The sequence below is a fragment of the Okeania sp. SIO2C2 genome, assembly GCF_010692625.1.
Lineage (GTDB): Bacteria > Cyanobacteriota > Cyanobacteriia > Cyanobacteriales > Microcoleaceae > Okeania > Okeania hirsuta.
In genome coordinates, this window is record NZ_JAAHGM010000010.1 from 1 (window position 1) to 16352 (window position 16352).

Sequence of the window (16352 nt, forward strand, 5' to 3'; positions counted from 1 at the left end):
CCGGGGACGGAGGCAACTCCGTCTAGGTCAGAGGCGAAACCTCGTAGGGAGAAAAACTAGGAATGCCAAACTGTGAGGTTTGGAAGCCCGCGCCGTACCGTCAGGTCGGCGTCGGGAGGATGTCACTCGAAGAACGTGTCTAGGATTGTCTAGATTTTTAGAAGGTGTCTATCCATACCCAAATTTGTTTCTGGCAGTTAGTTAGTTTTTAGTGGTGTTATGCCATCTACTAACCTAACTGCTGATATCAAATCCGGTTAAACAGTTATAGAATGGTTAAGTCGAGTTGGAGTCAGAAGTCGGAATTGCTGAATTCAGGAGGAGAAAGAATTAGAAAGATGAGCGTAGTTATGGCAATTGGAGAATTTTTTTTATGTCCAATTAAGAGGATTTGATATGACTTCTAGGCTTAAACTTTGTGCTGTAGATGGAGCGATCGCCTTTTGATCGGGAATCGGAAGCAGATTTTTGTCAAGTTTTGGGTAATAGGGCAAGCAAAATTAATCAGGGTGCTTTAATTTTTTGCTATTGTCGATTGTGGTATAGTTCTTTGGCTTTTAATATCATGTCTCTTTAGAATACCCACAATAAAAAATTTAGGGAACAGGGAACAGGGAGAAATTTATTAGAGAAAATATCTTTATTATGATATCATATCCGGTAGCATCGGAGCATGTATAGAATTCAGTCAAAATTGTAAGAAACTCTTCAGCTCCCGCTGCCTTCTGCCCTTTGCCTTCCTTCCACTAAAGTATAAGTATTCAAGCAGACATTATATAGCTAATTAATGGGCGTTGTCAGAAAAGAAGATGATTGAGAGAATGATCAGCGTGTCAAGTTCAAGGAGAGATGTCATGGAATGTCCAGAATGCCACAGCCACCACATCCATAAAAATAGTCACGCGAAAAGGTAAACAAAATTATATCTGTGTCAAGTGTGGCCGTCAATTGATCGCAGAATATCAACATAGAGGATACAGTGATGATCTCAAGCGCAACTGCTGGAAAATGTATGTTAATGGAATTGGTTTTCGTGCCATAGAGAGAATTACAGGAGTTTCACGCACAACGATTATGGATGGGGTTAAACTTGTGGGAACACTTCTACCAGATACCTATGAAGCAGAAACTATGCCAGAGGTAGGAGAATTGGAGCAACTAGAAACCTTTGTCGGAAAAAAAATCAAATCTGGCACAGGAGCTGCTGTAGACCATTTTCCAGCCGGTATTTTAGCCTGGGTAGTAGGTGACCATAGTGCGGAAACATTCATGGTATGATGGCAGACTATTTTCTGGTGGCAATGTTACTTTTGGGTGAGGGATGGTAATCCAGTTTATACTAAATTTATTCCGGCAGGAGATCAGATTGTGAGCAAGACTTACATGACTGGTGTAGAGGGAGAAAATACACGCGCTACGTCATTACTGAGCTATGTTAGATGGCAAAACCTTGTGCTATTCCAAGTCTGTTGAAATGTTAAAGCACTCAATTGACTACTGATTCATTACCTTAAGTTTAAAGAGGTCCCTGTTCCCACCCTGTCTCTATAATTCATCTTTTAATCTGACAACGCCAATTAATGAGACTTGATATCACTATTCATATCAAATCCGTTTGATTAGACGTAAAAAAAATCTCTGATTGTTATAACTACGCTCATCTTTGTGATTCTATTTCCTCCTGACTCCTGAGGACTGACTCCTCATGATTATCAAAATAATTAAGTCGTGCAACCTCGCCTTGACTGGCGAAATATTTTTGGAGAGTTGCTCAAATCCCCCTTACAAAAATAACTTCTGACTTCTGACTTCTGAGTTCTGACTTCGTTAACGAACCACACCGCCACCTACGGGCCGAATATCTTCCCCTGAGAAAGGAGTTGTACCACCTTGCCAGTTGAAGTCACTGATCCGGAGGCTGAATGTACCAGTTTGTCGTCTGGGACTAAAAGTTAATATGACTCCATAAGTACGACGACTATATTCTAATGTGATTCGATCGTCGAGAATATCACCATTTTCTATGTTGATTCCACTTTGATAGCCAACCCGAAAACCTTTATAAATCTGTTGGACAAGACCAAATAAGAGGACATTCGTGTCTTCAACGCGGTCAAAGAAAAAAGGTGACTGACCACTCAGACCTGTCTGGCTATAAGTTAAGTTGAATCCAGTATAATCAAAAAAGTCTCTGGAAAAATGTCCAAACTGACCAGTAAACCCAAGACTGCCACGAAGATAAGATTGGTCTTCATCGTTACTATAAAGGCTAGTAGCACCGGTAAGTCCTAAGACCATTTGCACAAATGGAACTACTGGTTTGCTGGTATATCTCAAGCCTTCGTTCGGGGTAGCTGGCAATGCTTCTCCACTCCAGATAGTTAGTGGGTATCTCAGGGAGACTACGCTCTGGAAACGACCAAGGTCAGCTCTTGCTTTAGCATCGTCGTCATCATTATCATCATTTTCATCGGGTAGGGGTTCAAATGGTTGGAGGTCTGTTAATAATTCCCGACGGTCTGTTCTCGCATTGACTACTTGATAACCTGTCTGAAAACTTAGTTGGGCACCAGTTTCTCCTAGTGGTATTAGGGGGGAGGTAAGAACGACACCTGCGCTGCTGTGAACTGTTTGAAATCCTAAACTACCATTGAATAAGCGATCGCGATAACTATACTCTCCTGTTAAATTGTAACCTTGGTATAACTGTCTTAGTCGAACGCTACCCCGAAAGTCGTCTTCTTCTAGGTCGGGAAAGTCTTTAAATGTGAGAAATGTGGCTCGTCCTTCTAGTTGAGTTGTGGGGGTGATGGACCCGTTGACTGAAGCTTTGAGACCAAAAACATTATCATCTATGGGGGAGTCGCCTTCATCTCCTAAAAACGCTCTTTCTAAGTAATATTGGGGAGTTAGTCTGACTTGAAATGGTATTTGAAGTGGTGGTTCAAATGTAGTTTCAACAAATAACCCTCCTCTATCATCTTGGTCATAACCAATTTGAATTGGCAGGGGGTCTCTTTGGTTTCGGTCAATAATTGTTCGTTCGCGAAATAGTGGTAAACTAAAGCGATCGTCGAATACTAACCGTGCTTTTTTGGTGATTAGTTCATCTTGAAAGGGTGATAGGGGTTTGAGTGTAGCACGCTCGCTTCTTAATTCTACTTCTGGGGGTGAGAACGGATCGTTGGTGAGTCGGAGATTTGTGGCTTCCCAGGTGCCTGCACCTAATAAGTTGAGACGGTCTGCTTCAAAGCGTAGTCTATTAACTGTTCCTGCTTGTTCGGGTGCTTCTAGTTTGGGTTCAAATGTAACTTTTGTGCCTTCAGTTGCTTTGACATTTGTTGGTGGTTGAGTAGCACTGATGCGATCGCTTAATGTTCTTGCTTGTAATGCTCCTACTCCTTCTGTGGTGGGTAGGGATGATGAGGATATTTCTTCGGCGTTACCGACAAATATAATTCCACTTGCTTGTTCAATTACTCCTTTGTCTAGGGTAAAGTTGTATTCCATGCGTTCTCCTAGCAATACTTGTTGCCCTTGAGTAAAAACAGCATTTCCCGTAGCCAGGAGTTGACGAGTTGTTAAGTTAATTTGTACTTTGTCTGCGTTAACGAGTCCTTGACTAAATCGCACTATTACTTTACCTTCTGCTGTAATTAGTCGCCGTTGGTCGTCATATTCTTGACGCTCTGCTGTTACTTCTACTACATCTGCTGGCAAGGGTACTGTAATAGGTTGTTTCTTTTCTGTTTCTTCGTCTGACTCTTGGGTTTGAGATTCTGGATCTGCTATGGGAACGGGTGTTTCTTCTTCTTTTGATTCTGGGACATCTGGCTGGTCTATAGGTTGTTGCTCTTGGGGAAGATTGGGCAATTTTGGGGAGCTATCTTCTATTGTTTGGCCTATTTTAAGTGTTTGTTTTTGTGTTTGTGTTTCTAGTTGCTCTGGTTGACTGAAAAATTCTGAGGTGGTTATTTTTTTTCTGGTACTTGCGGTATTCTCACTGAAACTTCGTAATATTTCTCTACTGTTGGGGTTATATAAGTTTGCTTGTTTGGTATTTTGTTCCTCTTGTTTTCTGGCAATATATTGGGAGAAATTTGAGAAGGAAGTAGAGGAGAATGTTAGTTTTCTATCTAAATTAATTTGGTTTTCGATAGTAGAAATTTTCTCTGCTGATGATATGTCTATTTCTACAGGTGGTCCAAGACTTGCTGAGGTGGTATGAATTGGACTTACTGGACTAACAGGGTCAAAGGTGGATTTAATTTGAGGAATTTTGTATAATACGGTTTCTCTGAATTCTTGTCCTGAGAAAGTGTTTTTTGCAGACAATATGATTTCCTCAGTCCCCTGGTTTGATTTTGGCAGTGGGCTAGGTACTTGCTGTCGTAATTTTGTAACAGATTGGGTTACCGTTTGTGAAGGGAGGGTTTCAACTATTGGAGGTAGTTCTGGTGGGGGCAGAGGATAGGACATATTTCAGATAGAAACATTAAGCTCAAAGGTTAAAGATCGGAGTCGATCATAAACTTAAGAGTTAGAACTTTTACAGAAGATTTATCAATTCAAGAGTAAAAATCTAATTAGCTTGGCCTGGAGATTACTTTTTTCCACTCTTTAGGGTCTGGATATATTATTCAGTTACTCACTGAATTTGATTTTACACATCATATTTTATAAATTATGTCAAAAACTAGCCTGGAATATAACACTTAATCAGATTAGTGGACTTCCAGGCTGACTGAAATCTTGGTGCAAGTTTTTACTCAGTCTCTAAAAATATAGAGATTTTATTACTCCATATCTCGACCACTAGGGTTACGAGCAGGATCGTTGGACAAGAATCCAAAAATGAATAATGCAACAAAGAAGAGGACGACAATATTAACGACTATTTTTAGAGTTAGCATCTATTAGTTTTCTCCCAGGATGTGAAAAATTGATATTGATTATGAAAAATCTACAACTTTCTTATCATATCTAAATACTGTCTCATTTGACTACAATATATGTGTCAAATATTTTTCAACTTCTTTTGGCTCCATTGCCAGACTTGTGCAAATACTTTTTCTATCCAGGTCATAACCACATCCACCCATCCCAATATTTCTTCTAGAGGATGTTTGATATATCCTATTGAAACTGAGGCTACTTCTAAGCAGTCTGGTTCTTTTTGGTACTCTGGCTTACTGTCTCTACTATGATGTTGAATTGAAATTTTGGTATTTTTTATGGTCTGAGAATAGTTTGGTTCATTTGTCTTTGTTAAGGCTTTGATGTTTCTGTCCCGATTTTCTCTAAATCTGATAGTTTCTATGTTGGCAGAATTATTAGAAGTGAAAATGGTCTTTTGAGAAGAGTTCTGTACCTGGTGTTCCTCTTGTTTTACTTCTAACAATGATTCAAAGGGTAATTCTTCTATGTTAATAGGTGGTAGTAATTCATTTAAACCTAGACTTCTAGTAATTGGGTGTATGTAATGTTTAGCTATATTGTTAATAAAGTCACGGAAAATTAGATTGGAACTTGACAATAATGGCAGTGTTTGGTAATTATTTTTTTCCTGAATTAGTTGATTTTTCTCCGGGGGTAATTTCAATTCCTCAAATAGATTGAACCATAAGGCTATTTGACTGGTTTGCACCCAAGCCATAATTTGCCAGAAAATACTCATATATCCGGAGTTGGGTGCTATTTCGGCGCATGGTTGAAGTTGTAATGGGGCTTTGTTTTCTAAGTAAGCTGTTAGGATAAGTGGCTGTTTTTGTTGCTCTGTGGTCAAAAGTTCGGATTTTTGATGATTATCTGCCAGGGTGTCTTGATTTTCTAATTTAATGTCTAGTCCTGGGAAAAGTTTAGATTTGGGTTTAATTAAGGAGGAGGTTGAGGTGTTGACTGAGGGTTTAGCTGCTTGTGGGGTGGCTGTTTGTATTGTTGTTAGTGATGCTTGCTGAATGGGTTGGTTAGTATTTTGATGATTTTTAGTTGTTTCATTATTGACTTTATTTGTGATTTGTGGTACTTGAGTTTTTCTATTTTTTTCTAGTTGTTTGACTGCTAGGCGAGAGGTTTGCAGCAACACATATATTGGATAAAGTAACAATTGAATTGTGTTGGTAGTTGCAATTTTTACATGGTTGAGGGCGCGATCGCTTCTATCTAATATTTGGCGATATTTTTCAGAAACAAAGTTTAATACTTTACTTTTATAAGGACTTGATGTCATTTTTATTTTAAATTTTTGATAGGGGTAGGTTTATTTATTTTCATGATTTTCTTTTTCTTGCTCCGTCTTTATGTGCTCGGAAACCTCAGCGCAGGCAGTGCGCTTTTTTGAAGCAATAGGGAATAGGAGAAGGCGATCGGATAACTTTTATAGAGTTAAAAGTGAACTAATTATAGAGAGTAGTATGTTACTAAACAGCTTTATTATATCTCAGAAGCGAAGTTTTATGAGACTCTGGAGTTAGGAATAAGTTTGTTTCAGTTATGAGTAAATTGAAATATGAAATATGATTTGGCTTTACTTATCTATGGATTAGCTAAGGTTTTGATGAAAATTTTTTTTCTATGAGGAAAGCTAATCAAGGACTTAGGTGAGTTGCAAGAAAGTTGTTGTTAGAAAAAAATCAGAATCTACTTCTACATCTCAATTTCAATTAGAAAGAATATCGGGCAAGGCAAACGCATCTTATTTTGAAGTTCTAACAGGGCAAGGATGTTAGGGTTCTGAGTGTTTATACTTATTACTTCTCTAAAGCTTAACTGTAGAAGGTTCCAGAATTTAGATGCGTTGGCCCTGGAATATAGGGGTTGATGTTGAATAAATAGTCATGTATAGGGGCGAATAACTCCTAATACATAAATTTTCTCACAACTTTTTGGGGAATGCAAGGCTCAAAACCTCACAGATTTTTTTGAGCTTCACAAAATGCTTATTTTGCTCTTCTCAGTAGAGTGGAGCGATCGCTCATCTATAATATAGCTATCGGTAAAAAGTGCAGTGCTTTTAGTTGAATAAATAGTCATGCGTAGGGGCAAACAACTCCCAATGCATAAATTTTCTCACAATTTTTTGGAGAATGCAAGGCAAAAAACCTTGGCATCACGTTTTTTTTTCTGGAGCTTGACAAAATGTTTTTTTTTTGACTCTACTGAAATGAATATTTTCTCTCTGTTCTAAATTGAGTGGAGCGATCGCTCATCTATATATAGCTATCGGTAAAAAGTGCAGTGCTTTTAGTTGAATAAATAGTCATGCGTAGGGGCGAACAACTCCCAATACATAAATTTTCTCACAATTTTTTGGGGAATGCAAGGCTCAAAACCTCACAGATTTTCTTGAGCTTCACAAAATGTTTTTTGTGATTCTATCGAAACAAATATTTTCTCTATCTTCTCAGTTGAGTGGAGCGATCGCTCATCTATCTATAGTTAATAGTTATCAGTAAAAAGTGTGGCGTTTTTAGTTGAATAAATAGTCATGCGTAGGGGCGAACAACTCCCAATACATAAATTTTCTCACAATTTTTTGGGGAATGCAAGACTAAAAACCTCACAGATTTTTTTGAGCTTCACAAAATGTTTTCTTTAACTCCATTGAAACGAATATTTTCCCTATCTTCTCAGTTGAGTGGAGCGATAGCTTATATCCTATCTATTCTTCTTCCTTCTTTCTTCTGCTATATACTCTTTCTAAACATTCAATAATCAACAAATCAAAACTTTATGCAATTTTCTATTAGAGAAATTTCAACAACTATAGAAAAACTACGAAAACTAACCCAAGTAGATATTCAAAGACAATGGCGATGTCAGCAAAGAGATATACCTTTAACCGCACTTGAAAATTTAGATACTTGGGAATTAGCCGTAACAAATGAGAGAAAACATATTGCCTGGAAAAAAGGTAAACAGATTTTATGGTTAGGGCAAAAATTGATAATTCCCTCACACTTAAACAACTATTTTTTAGCTGATTTATCTTTAAAATTAAGTTTAACTTGGTGGGCTGAATCTGCGGAAATTTATGTAAATGGAAAATTAGTACAAACAGGAGATTTATTTGACTGTTCGAGTCGAATTTTACTAACTCCAAAGGCAATGGTTGGGGAGACTTTTTTAATTGGGATTAAGTTGGTAAGTCCGGTACATGACTGGGGAGCTTTAGTAAAGTCTTGGTGCGTGTATGAAAATGTGGATAATTATCAGCTAGACCCTGGTTTTTTGGCAGATGAGTTAGAAATTTTAGTTGAATATTTAGCAAAAGTTGAGACGGAGAATGACTTAGATATAGAAAGAATAAAATATGCGGTAAATTTGATAGATTGGCAGTCAGTTGGAGAGAGGGAAAAGTTTGAAGAGTGTCTGATAAAAGTTAATGCTGAAATAGTCAAAATTTCTGAGAAGTATATTAATAGTTTAAAACTGAAATTATTGGGTCATGCTCATTTAGATTTAGCTTGGTTATGGGATGTCAAAGAAACTTGGGAAGTGGCGCAACGAACTTTTGAGTCTGTATTGAATTTACAACAAGATTTTCCGGAACTTATTTTCTGTCATTCGACTCCAGCACTATATGAATGGATAGAAATAAATAGACCAGATTTATTTAATAGAATTAAAGCGCAAGTAGAGTTGGGAAAGTGGGAGTTTGTTGGGGGTTTGTGGGTAGAACCAGAGTTAAATACTGTGAGTGGGGAATCAATTGTTCGTCAGGTTTTATATGGTCAAGGTTATTTTTGGGATAAGTTTGGCAGATTTTCTCTTGTAGCTTGGTTGCCGGATAGTTTTGGTTTTTGTTGGCAACTTCCACAAATTCTTCAGGGTGGGGGTATGGAATATTTTGTGACTCAAAAGTTGCGTTGGAATGATTTTATGGAGTTTCCTTTTGAGGTTTTTTGGTGGGAAGGTTTGGATAAAAGTCGAATTTTTAGTTTGATGTTACCGCCGATAGGAGAAAGTATTGATGTTGTAAAGATGGGAAGGTTTGCTTATGAATGGTTGGTGAAAACTAGTAGAAAAAATGTTTTGTGGTTGCCTGGGGTGGGAGACCATGGTGGGGGTCCGACTAGGGATATGTTGGAGGTGGGGAAAAGATGGCGGGAGTCTGGTTTTTTTCCTTTGTTGGAGTTTACGACTGCTGAGAGTTTTTTGGTGGAGTTGGCGGGGGAAAGTTCTGATGATTATCCTATTTGGCGGGATGAACTTTATCTGGAGTTTCATCGGGGTTGTTATACGACTCATGCGGATCAAAAAAGATGGAACCGTTGTTGTGAGGGTTTGTTGTATGAGGCGGAGTTGTTTGCTGTTTTTGCTTCGGTTATGACTGGGGCTTTTTATCGGAAGAGTGATTTGGAGGTTGCTTGGAAGGGGGTTTTGTTTAATCAGTTTCACGATATTTTGCCTGGTTCGGCTATTTCTGATGTTTATGTGGATGCTAATTGTAGTTGGAGGGAGTCTGAACGGCTGGGGTTGGAAATTTTGGATGAGGCTATGGGGGCGATCGCTTCTCAGATTGATTTTTGTCTGCCTTTTTCGTTTGATTCTGGTGAGGGTGGGATGTTTTATCGGGTTATTGTTTTTAATTCTTTGAATTGGCAACGTTCGGAATTGGTTTCGGTTGCTTTGCCAGCGCCTCCGGAAAAAAAGGATTGTTGGGGTGTGGGTATTAGACAGCAGGGAGAGGGTTTGGAAATGGATAATGATAATTATTCTGCTGGTGTGCAAAACGATGGAAATGACTGGCTAGTTTATGACAATGAGGGAAAATTAGTTAGTTCTCAGGTATCGGATAATGATTTGTTGTTTGTTGCTTCTGATGTACCTGGGGTTGGTTATCGACTGTTTTGGCTATGTTGCGGGTTTTCTGGTTTGGACAAAAGACTATATATGAGCACACCTATTACCCATTTTACAGAAAGGATAGCAGAAAAATTTGAGTTTGTCAATACTGTTAGTTTAAATGGTGAAAGATGGCTTTTAGAGAATGATTTATTACGGGTAAAGGTGGAGGGGGAAACGGGAAATTTGGAGAGTATTTTTGACAAGATTAATGAACGGGAAGTTTTGGGAAAAGGGAAGGGGAATGAATTGCAGGCTTTTCAAGATGAGGGTCAATATTGGGATGCTTGGAATATCGATCCAAATTATCAAGAATATCCTTTAGCTGCTGCAAAATTAATAGATATTGGGTGGATGGAAAAAGGAGATTTAAGAAGTTGTCTACGAGTTATTAGAAAAATAGGAAAGTCTGAGTTTTGTCAGGATTATATTTTGGAGTTTGGTTCTCCACTGCTAAAAATTAAATGTTGGGTAAATTGGCAGGAAAGTCATACTTTAGTTAAAGCTGCTTTTCCTATAAATATAGAAACGGATTTTGTTACTTATGAAATTCCTTGTGGGGCTATTAAGAGAATGACTAAGTTTCAGACAGAAAGAGATCAGGCAAAATGGGAAGTTCCGGCTTTACGTTGGGCGGATATTAGTGATGATAATTATGGGGTAAGTTTGCTGAATGATTGTAAGTATGGATATGATGCAAAGTCGAATGAATTACGTTTAACTTTATTAAGGGGTTCGACTTGGCCTGATGAGGAGGCTGATGTGGGAATTCACGAATTTACTTATGCTATTTATCCTCATTTGGGAAGTTGGGAAAGTGCTGGTACTGTGCAACGGGGTTATGAGTTAAATCTGCCTTTACTTGTTAAGGTAATGCCGTGGATTAGTTCTGAAAAATCTGGTGGAAGGTTGCCACAAATTTATCGTTTCTTAGGTTGGGAAACTGATAATTTAATTTTGATGGCGTTGAAACGGTCAGAGAATAATCAATATTGGATTTTAAGGTGTTATGAATGTTTGGGAAGAGAGGCAATTTTGAATTTGGAAAGTGATGCTGGTTTGGCAGTAGGAAAAGTTGTTGATTTGTTGGAACGAGATGTTGCTGAACCTTCTGTTGAGTTTGGGAGTAGAAGTTGTGAAATTTCACCTTGGAAAATAATCAGCTTTACTCTGGATTTTCTGGTGTGATGAATTTGGGGAAACGTTGTGAATTGAGATGGGCGATCGCTTGTCTCTATCAAGGAAAGGGAGGAAAAATAGAAAACCTATTAGGGGGGAGAATAAAAAGAAAAAGGACTTAATTGCCCCAATGATATTCACAAGAAGTTTAAATGCAGAAGGATTTGAAGGCTGGTAATCAATATTTTGATCACCCTGATGAGAAATTCCTTGAGTATTAATTATGGATAATGCTCCAATCCATGGCAAAAATATAATTAGAGAAATGGTAGAATAAACAGAGCATCAAGTAATATTCCCCCCCAAATATTCTCCTGATTTAAATAAGATTGAACATGATTTTAGTGCATTAAAGAGAGCCAGAATGTATGGCGATTCACATAAATCTTTAGATGAAATTATTCGTGATTATTGTATAGTTTAATATCTCATTCTTAAGTTAAATAACTATAAATATAGATATAGGTTGGGCAATGCCTGACTTTTGGTTGTGGGAGATGAGAGATTTTTCTCTATTTATCCATAGATAGGTATGGAAAGTGAAATTTTTGGTTGTGGAAGATCAGAGAATTTTCTCCATTTATCTTTTGTCTGAGTCGGGAATTTCTGCTGTGAGGAAAAATCGTCGGTTTTCCTTTACCTCTGGCAGTGAAAATTTCTCTATAAATTATAGATATAGGTATGGAAAGTGAAATTTTTGGCTGTGGGAAGTGTGGGGAAATATCATTTTAATTTTAGATAAAATTTTGACTTTAATCCGAGTAAAAATTGTTGATTACTGAAAAGGGATTGCCAAGAGAATCAAATATTTATTCTAAATTTTATATAGTTATTTTTTTTTGAGTAAAATTTTTTGGAATTAACAATGAGTAATTTTGTAGAAACTGCAAAAGGATTTTATTATCAGAAATATTTAAAAGTCTATGATTAGGGAAAACCTGTAGATATTGAAGTAATTAAAGCCTATGAAAATTTGTCTTTTTATATTCACGGATTAAATATTGAAAAAGCAGAATAACTTCTACAAAAAGAATTTGTTGATGAATATAAGTATCAGTTAAGATTTGCCTTTAGTTTTGAAAACCTTGTAAGTGTTTATGGAGGACTTTATCTAAGTGATTTGCAGAAATTTGATGAGATACCAAAATGCATGGCAGTTGATGGAGAAAATGATTTTGAAGCAACAGTGAATCAACTACCAAATAGTGTTTGGGAATCCTACAAATTTTATCATAAAGCGGAAGAAGGAAACTGGGGTAAAGCTTATAGATTGAGAATAACTATTGAAGGTCAAGATACATTAGTTATTCGTACAACTACTGATGGTGCTGATGGATGGCTTGAAGTATTTGATACTCAAGGAAATAATTTAGCATCAGCTCGTACTAATTATAATGCTATTGCTTGGCGATCAATGTTTCAAATTCGTCAATATTTTCTTACAGGAAACAGATATCTTCCAGAGCTGAGGTAAATTTTTTTGAGCTTTTCATAACTGTATTTTGGCTTGTTGAAAAATATTTTTTTAGAATTGAATTTTTGGAAAATATAATATAGCAGTCGAAGGAAAGGTTAGGACAGATAAAAAGCTTAAAACTCAGACAAAGCAATATTTTTTCTTCTTTCTTTTTCCCTCTTTCTTCTTCAAGATTCAGATAAAATTTATCTAGCGATCGCCTCTTAAGTAAGTGGGTATAAATAAACATAAAACCGAGATATAGGTGCCAGGTTAGTTAAAAAAAGTGCTTACTTAATCCCTACTGTCTAATTTATCATCAACGTTTTCTATTGTTAGATTTTGAAATTTACCTGAAACTCAATAATTATTCTGTTTTTTCTAAAGTAAAATGCTTAACTGATTCTGCTAAATTCTTTGTAATATTCATAATTTTTTGTGAAGAATCATACAATTGTGTTGTGACTTGCTCAAATACTTCTATACAAATAACATCTAGAATTTACAATTTACAAGAATTCAACTGAAAATTAATTTTATTCTGTCACTTATGATTAATATAGCAATCTTATTTGAGTTGTGAGAGATTGTAGATTTTAGGGAATAGGGAATAGAGAATAGGGAATACCCAAGCAATAAAATTCTCATAAATCATGCCGGATTGCTGTATCTATATTAACTTCTAAATTAACTTCTAATTCACATATAATTGTTATTTTTGTGTTAAATTTGCCACAATTTCTGGATGATCTAGTGAAGTTAAATCTAATTTATTGCTTGTTCCCTGAAATCCCAAATCCTGTATCTGAATGAATTGGAACAGGCTATATTATGATAAAATCATCATAAATTTAATATCAGAAAATAATTTAGTTAATTTCTCTATGACCGAACATTGAGGGAGGGATACCACTATATTAAGAAACTACAAAGCTGATTTACATTTTGTTACAGTAAATATATAGATTTCTCAAGAGGAAAAAATTCCCTTAATTTAAAGATTATTAACTTAGAGGAAAAATTTATGAATAGATCTTTTCGTGTCGGCAATCTATTTGGTATACCATTTTATATTAACTCATCCTGGTTCCTTGTCTTAGTTCTTGTTACTTTAACTTATAGTAGCAGTCTGGCAGAGCAATTTCCAGAATTGACTGGGATGCTACCATTGATATTAGGATTAATAGCGGCATTATTATTATTTTCTTCTGTTTTAGCTCATGAGTTAGGTCATAGTTTTGTTGCTCTATCTCAAGGAATAGAAGTAAAATCAATTACCTTATTTTTGTTTGGAGGTTTAGCTAGTTTAGATAGAGAATCAAAAACTCCTGGAGAAGCATTTTCGGTGGCAATTGCAGGTCCGTTAGTAAGTATAGTTTTATTTGGTTTATTTACTATAATTAATACATTTACAGCCATCAACGGACCATTAGCTGCAATTCTCCAACTCTTAGCTTACATCAACTTAGTTTTAGCATTATTCAACTTAATTCCTGGCTTACCTCTCGATGGTGGAAACATTCTCAAATCCATTGTTTGGAAAATCACAAATAACCCTTACAAAGGAGTTATTTTTGCTAGTAGAGTAGGTCAAGTATTTGGTTGGTTGGCAATAGTTTCTAGTTTGATTCCTACTTTTTTATCTGGTAGTTTTCCTAATATTTGGAATATTCTAATTGGTTCGTTTTTACTACAAAATGCTGGTCGTTCTGCCCAATATGCAGAAATCCAAGGTACTCTTGCAGACTTAACTGCAGCAGATGCTATTATTCTCGATCGCCCAATTGTTTCAGCTAGTCTTTCTCTACGAGAATTTGTGAATGAATATATAATTGGGAAAGATAGTAGAAAACAGTTTTTAGTTATTAATGAAGTAGATCAATTAGTAGGAGTAATTAACGTTGATGATTTGAAAGTAGTTAATACCTCTGAGTGGCCTTTAGTTATGGTAAAAGAATTAACGAAACCTGTAACAAATATGGAGACTGTAGTAGCTAAAACTTCTCTTTTAGAAGTAGTTTCTTTGTTGGAACAAAAGCAAATTAATGAATTAACTGTTATTGATGAAAACGGTGTTTTAGTTGGGTTAATTGAAAAAGCTTCAATTAGGAGTCTGTTGGAAAACAAAGCTAAGGTAAAATCTGCTTAGGTGAATGGAATAGAAAAATCTTTAATCTGTTAGATCGTGGGAGTCAGGAGTCAGGAGTCAGGAGTCAGGAGCTTAGATGAATGGCTTCTATACCAATTTTTCGCTCATAAATTCTCTTTTTTGTTAAAGGAACATTTCCTGCAATTGTCTTTTAATTACACTTATTATTCGACTACATTCTTTTTTCAAATTCGTATTATTGGCAGAGAATATATGGTGTCGTTCAAAACAAAAATATGAATGTGAAATAGGAGTCAGAATGAATGGCTTCTATACCAGTGTCTTTTAATTACACTTATTATTCGACTACATTCTTTTTTCAAATTCGTATTATTGGCAGAGAATATGTGGTGTCGTTCAAAACATAGATATGAATGTTAAAATTGAAATTTTCTTGTATATCTAAACAATCGGGAATAGAGAAAGAGTGAGAAGATTGTAGAATTAGAGAGAAAATTTTTGTTAATTAACTAAGGAATGAAAATCAATTAAAACCAGATAAAATTAATTACTTTTAAGAGGTTTGATCAGACCTAAAACAGAAATTTCCGGTCTTATTTAATTTACTTTCCTTAGAATATATAATATATAGCAATCAAAGGGAAGGGCGCGGATAGATCAAAAGTTTAAAGTTCAGACAAGACAATATTTTTCTTTCTTCCTTCTTCCTTCTGCTATATCTTGAAGACACTATTCTGTAACGAGAAATCTCCTACTCAAACTTCTTAACTAATTAAAATTTGATTTTATACATTTGAAATAATTCTCCAGGTTGTCGCCTTACTATTTTTCCGCCCATAGCGTCGATCATTTTTTCCCAATTTTCTAAAGGTTCCAAAAATACTTCTGCTCCTAAATAAGTTTCTAAAATTGCCCAATTTTCTGCTAATGGTTGTTCTGGGTTAAGCACATCAAAAACAAAGTTATTTTCAGGTTTAAGAATGCGTTTTACTTCCTTAAGTACTTCTTCCCAATAATCTATGGGATAATAACAACTAAAGCCTGTAGCGATCGCTAAGTCAAACTCATTTGCTTGATAATTTAATTGGTGAGCAGGTCCTAACTCTACTCCTTTAAATAGTTTATAATTTAGTTGAGAGCCTCGGTGATTTAGATTATCTCTGGCAATTGTACTAATTTCTTGACCATAAAAAAAAGCTTCCCAATCACGCCAAGGGTAAATCAAAAAACTCACTCCACAGCCAATATCCAAACATTTTTGATTTTTCTTAGGTTTAGCTATTTCCCAAAAAGGTGAAACTATTTTTGCTGTGAGATTACCGGAGGCATAATCATGAAATATTGGCATTGCTTCAATTTCCGAGGGTAACTCAAAAGACTCTCCTCGGTAATCTCGATCAAAGCGACTCTGTACTGCGATGATTTGAGTATGCCAATTATCTAAATTTTTTTGAGCGAACCAGGAAGATTGGTCCCCATCTGAGGACAAGGCAGACTTTTTTTTGGACATTTATTTTTCTATCGTCTAGAACCTTTCAGAGCTTTTGTAAAGTTCTTACGGTAAGATTTGTTACCAATTAATAAAACAGGCCACAATATAGATAATATCAAACGATTCTGAAAGTTCTTGGAAAAGTTCGTCTGTTCAAACCCATTCCAGAATTTCCAGATTCCACCTCCATATACAACCAGTAATAACAGGCCAATTAACGTACTCATGGCACAAAACTCTTAAAAGGTCAATTTTTCAAGTGTAGCCCA

The 16352-nt window shown here is 36.0% G+C and carries 8 protein-coding genes and 2 pseudogenes; 5 read left to right on the forward strand and 5 right to left on the reverse strand.

The window, feature by feature from the left end:
* The first annotated feature begins 854 nt into the window (after positions 1-854).
* Positions 855-1551, forward strand: a pseudogene (locus F6K18_RS10720) (IS1 family transposase).
* A gap of 276 nt (positions 1552-1827) precedes the next feature.
* Here the strand turns inward: F6K18_RS10720 and F6K18_RS10725 are convergent.
* The 3 genes from F6K18_RS10725 to F6K18_RS10735 all read right to left on the reverse strand — a co-directional run bounded on the left by F6K18_RS10725 (position 1828) and on the right by F6K18_RS10735 (position 6229).
* A complete protein-coding gene (locus tag F6K18_RS10725; RefSeq protein ID WP_287520752.1) occupies positions 1828-4479 on the reverse strand; it encodes a DUF3769 domain-containing protein in 2652 nt (883 codons plus the stop codon).
* A gap of 317 nt (positions 4480-4796) precedes the next feature.
* Positions 4797-4913: a photosystem II reaction center protein I gene (locus F6K18_RS10730; protein ID WP_124145587.1), complete on the reverse strand. Its 117-nt coding sequence runs from the start codon at positions 4911-4913 to the stop codon at positions 4797-4799.
* 104 nt (positions 4914-5017) lie between these two features.
* On the reverse strand, positions 5018-6229 hold the full coding sequence (locus F6K18_RS10735; RefSeq protein WP_287520754.1) for a hypothetical protein: 1212 nt from the start codon (positions 6227-6229) through the stop codon (positions 5018-5020).
* A gap of 1502 nt (positions 6230-7731) precedes the next feature.
* Here F6K18_RS10735 and F6K18_RS10740 point away from each other — a divergent pair.
* The 4 genes and pseudogenes from F6K18_RS10740 (at position 7732) to F6K18_RS10755 (ending at position 14630) form a co-directional block, all read left to right on the forward strand.
* Positions 7732-11034, forward strand: a complete 3303-nt coding sequence (locus tag F6K18_RS10740) for an alpha-mannosidase (protein ID WP_287520756.1) — start codon at positions 7732-7734, stop codon at positions 11032-11034.
* 50 nt (positions 11035-11084) lie between these two features.
* Positions 11085-11449: pseudogene (locus tag F6K18_RS10745) on the forward strand (transposase); the annotation flags it as partial.
* 696 nt (positions 11450-12145) lie between these two features.
* The gene (locus F6K18_RS10750; protein ID WP_124155600.1) at positions 12146-12499 is read left to right on the forward strand and encodes a hypothetical protein; all 354 of its coding nucleotides are present in this window, start codon (positions 12146-12148) and stop codon (positions 12497-12499) included.
* A 1006-nt stretch (positions 12500-13505) separates the two neighbouring features.
* Positions 13506-14630, forward strand: a complete 1125-nt coding sequence (locus tag F6K18_RS10755) for a site-2 protease family protein (protein WP_287520758.1) — start codon at positions 13506-13508, stop codon at positions 14628-14630.
* A gap of 733 nt (positions 14631-15363) precedes the next feature.
* On the opposite strand, the gene F6K18_RS10760 is transcribed toward F6K18_RS10755, so the two are convergent.
* Both F6K18_RS10760 and F6K18_RS10765 read right to left on the reverse strand, forming a co-directional pair.
* Positions 15364-16101, reverse strand: coding sequence for a class I SAM-dependent methyltransferase (locus F6K18_RS10760; RefSeq protein WP_124144979.1), 738 nt, complete (start codon positions 16099-16101; stop codon positions 15364-15366).
* A gap of 8 nt (positions 16102-16109) precedes the next feature.
* The gene (locus F6K18_RS10765) at positions 16110-16310 is read right to left on the reverse strand and encodes a hypothetical protein (RefSeq protein WP_124144980.1); all 201 of its coding nucleotides are present in this window, start codon (positions 16308-16310) and stop codon (positions 16110-16112) included.
* Between the last annotated feature and the right edge of the window lie 42 nt (positions 16311-16352).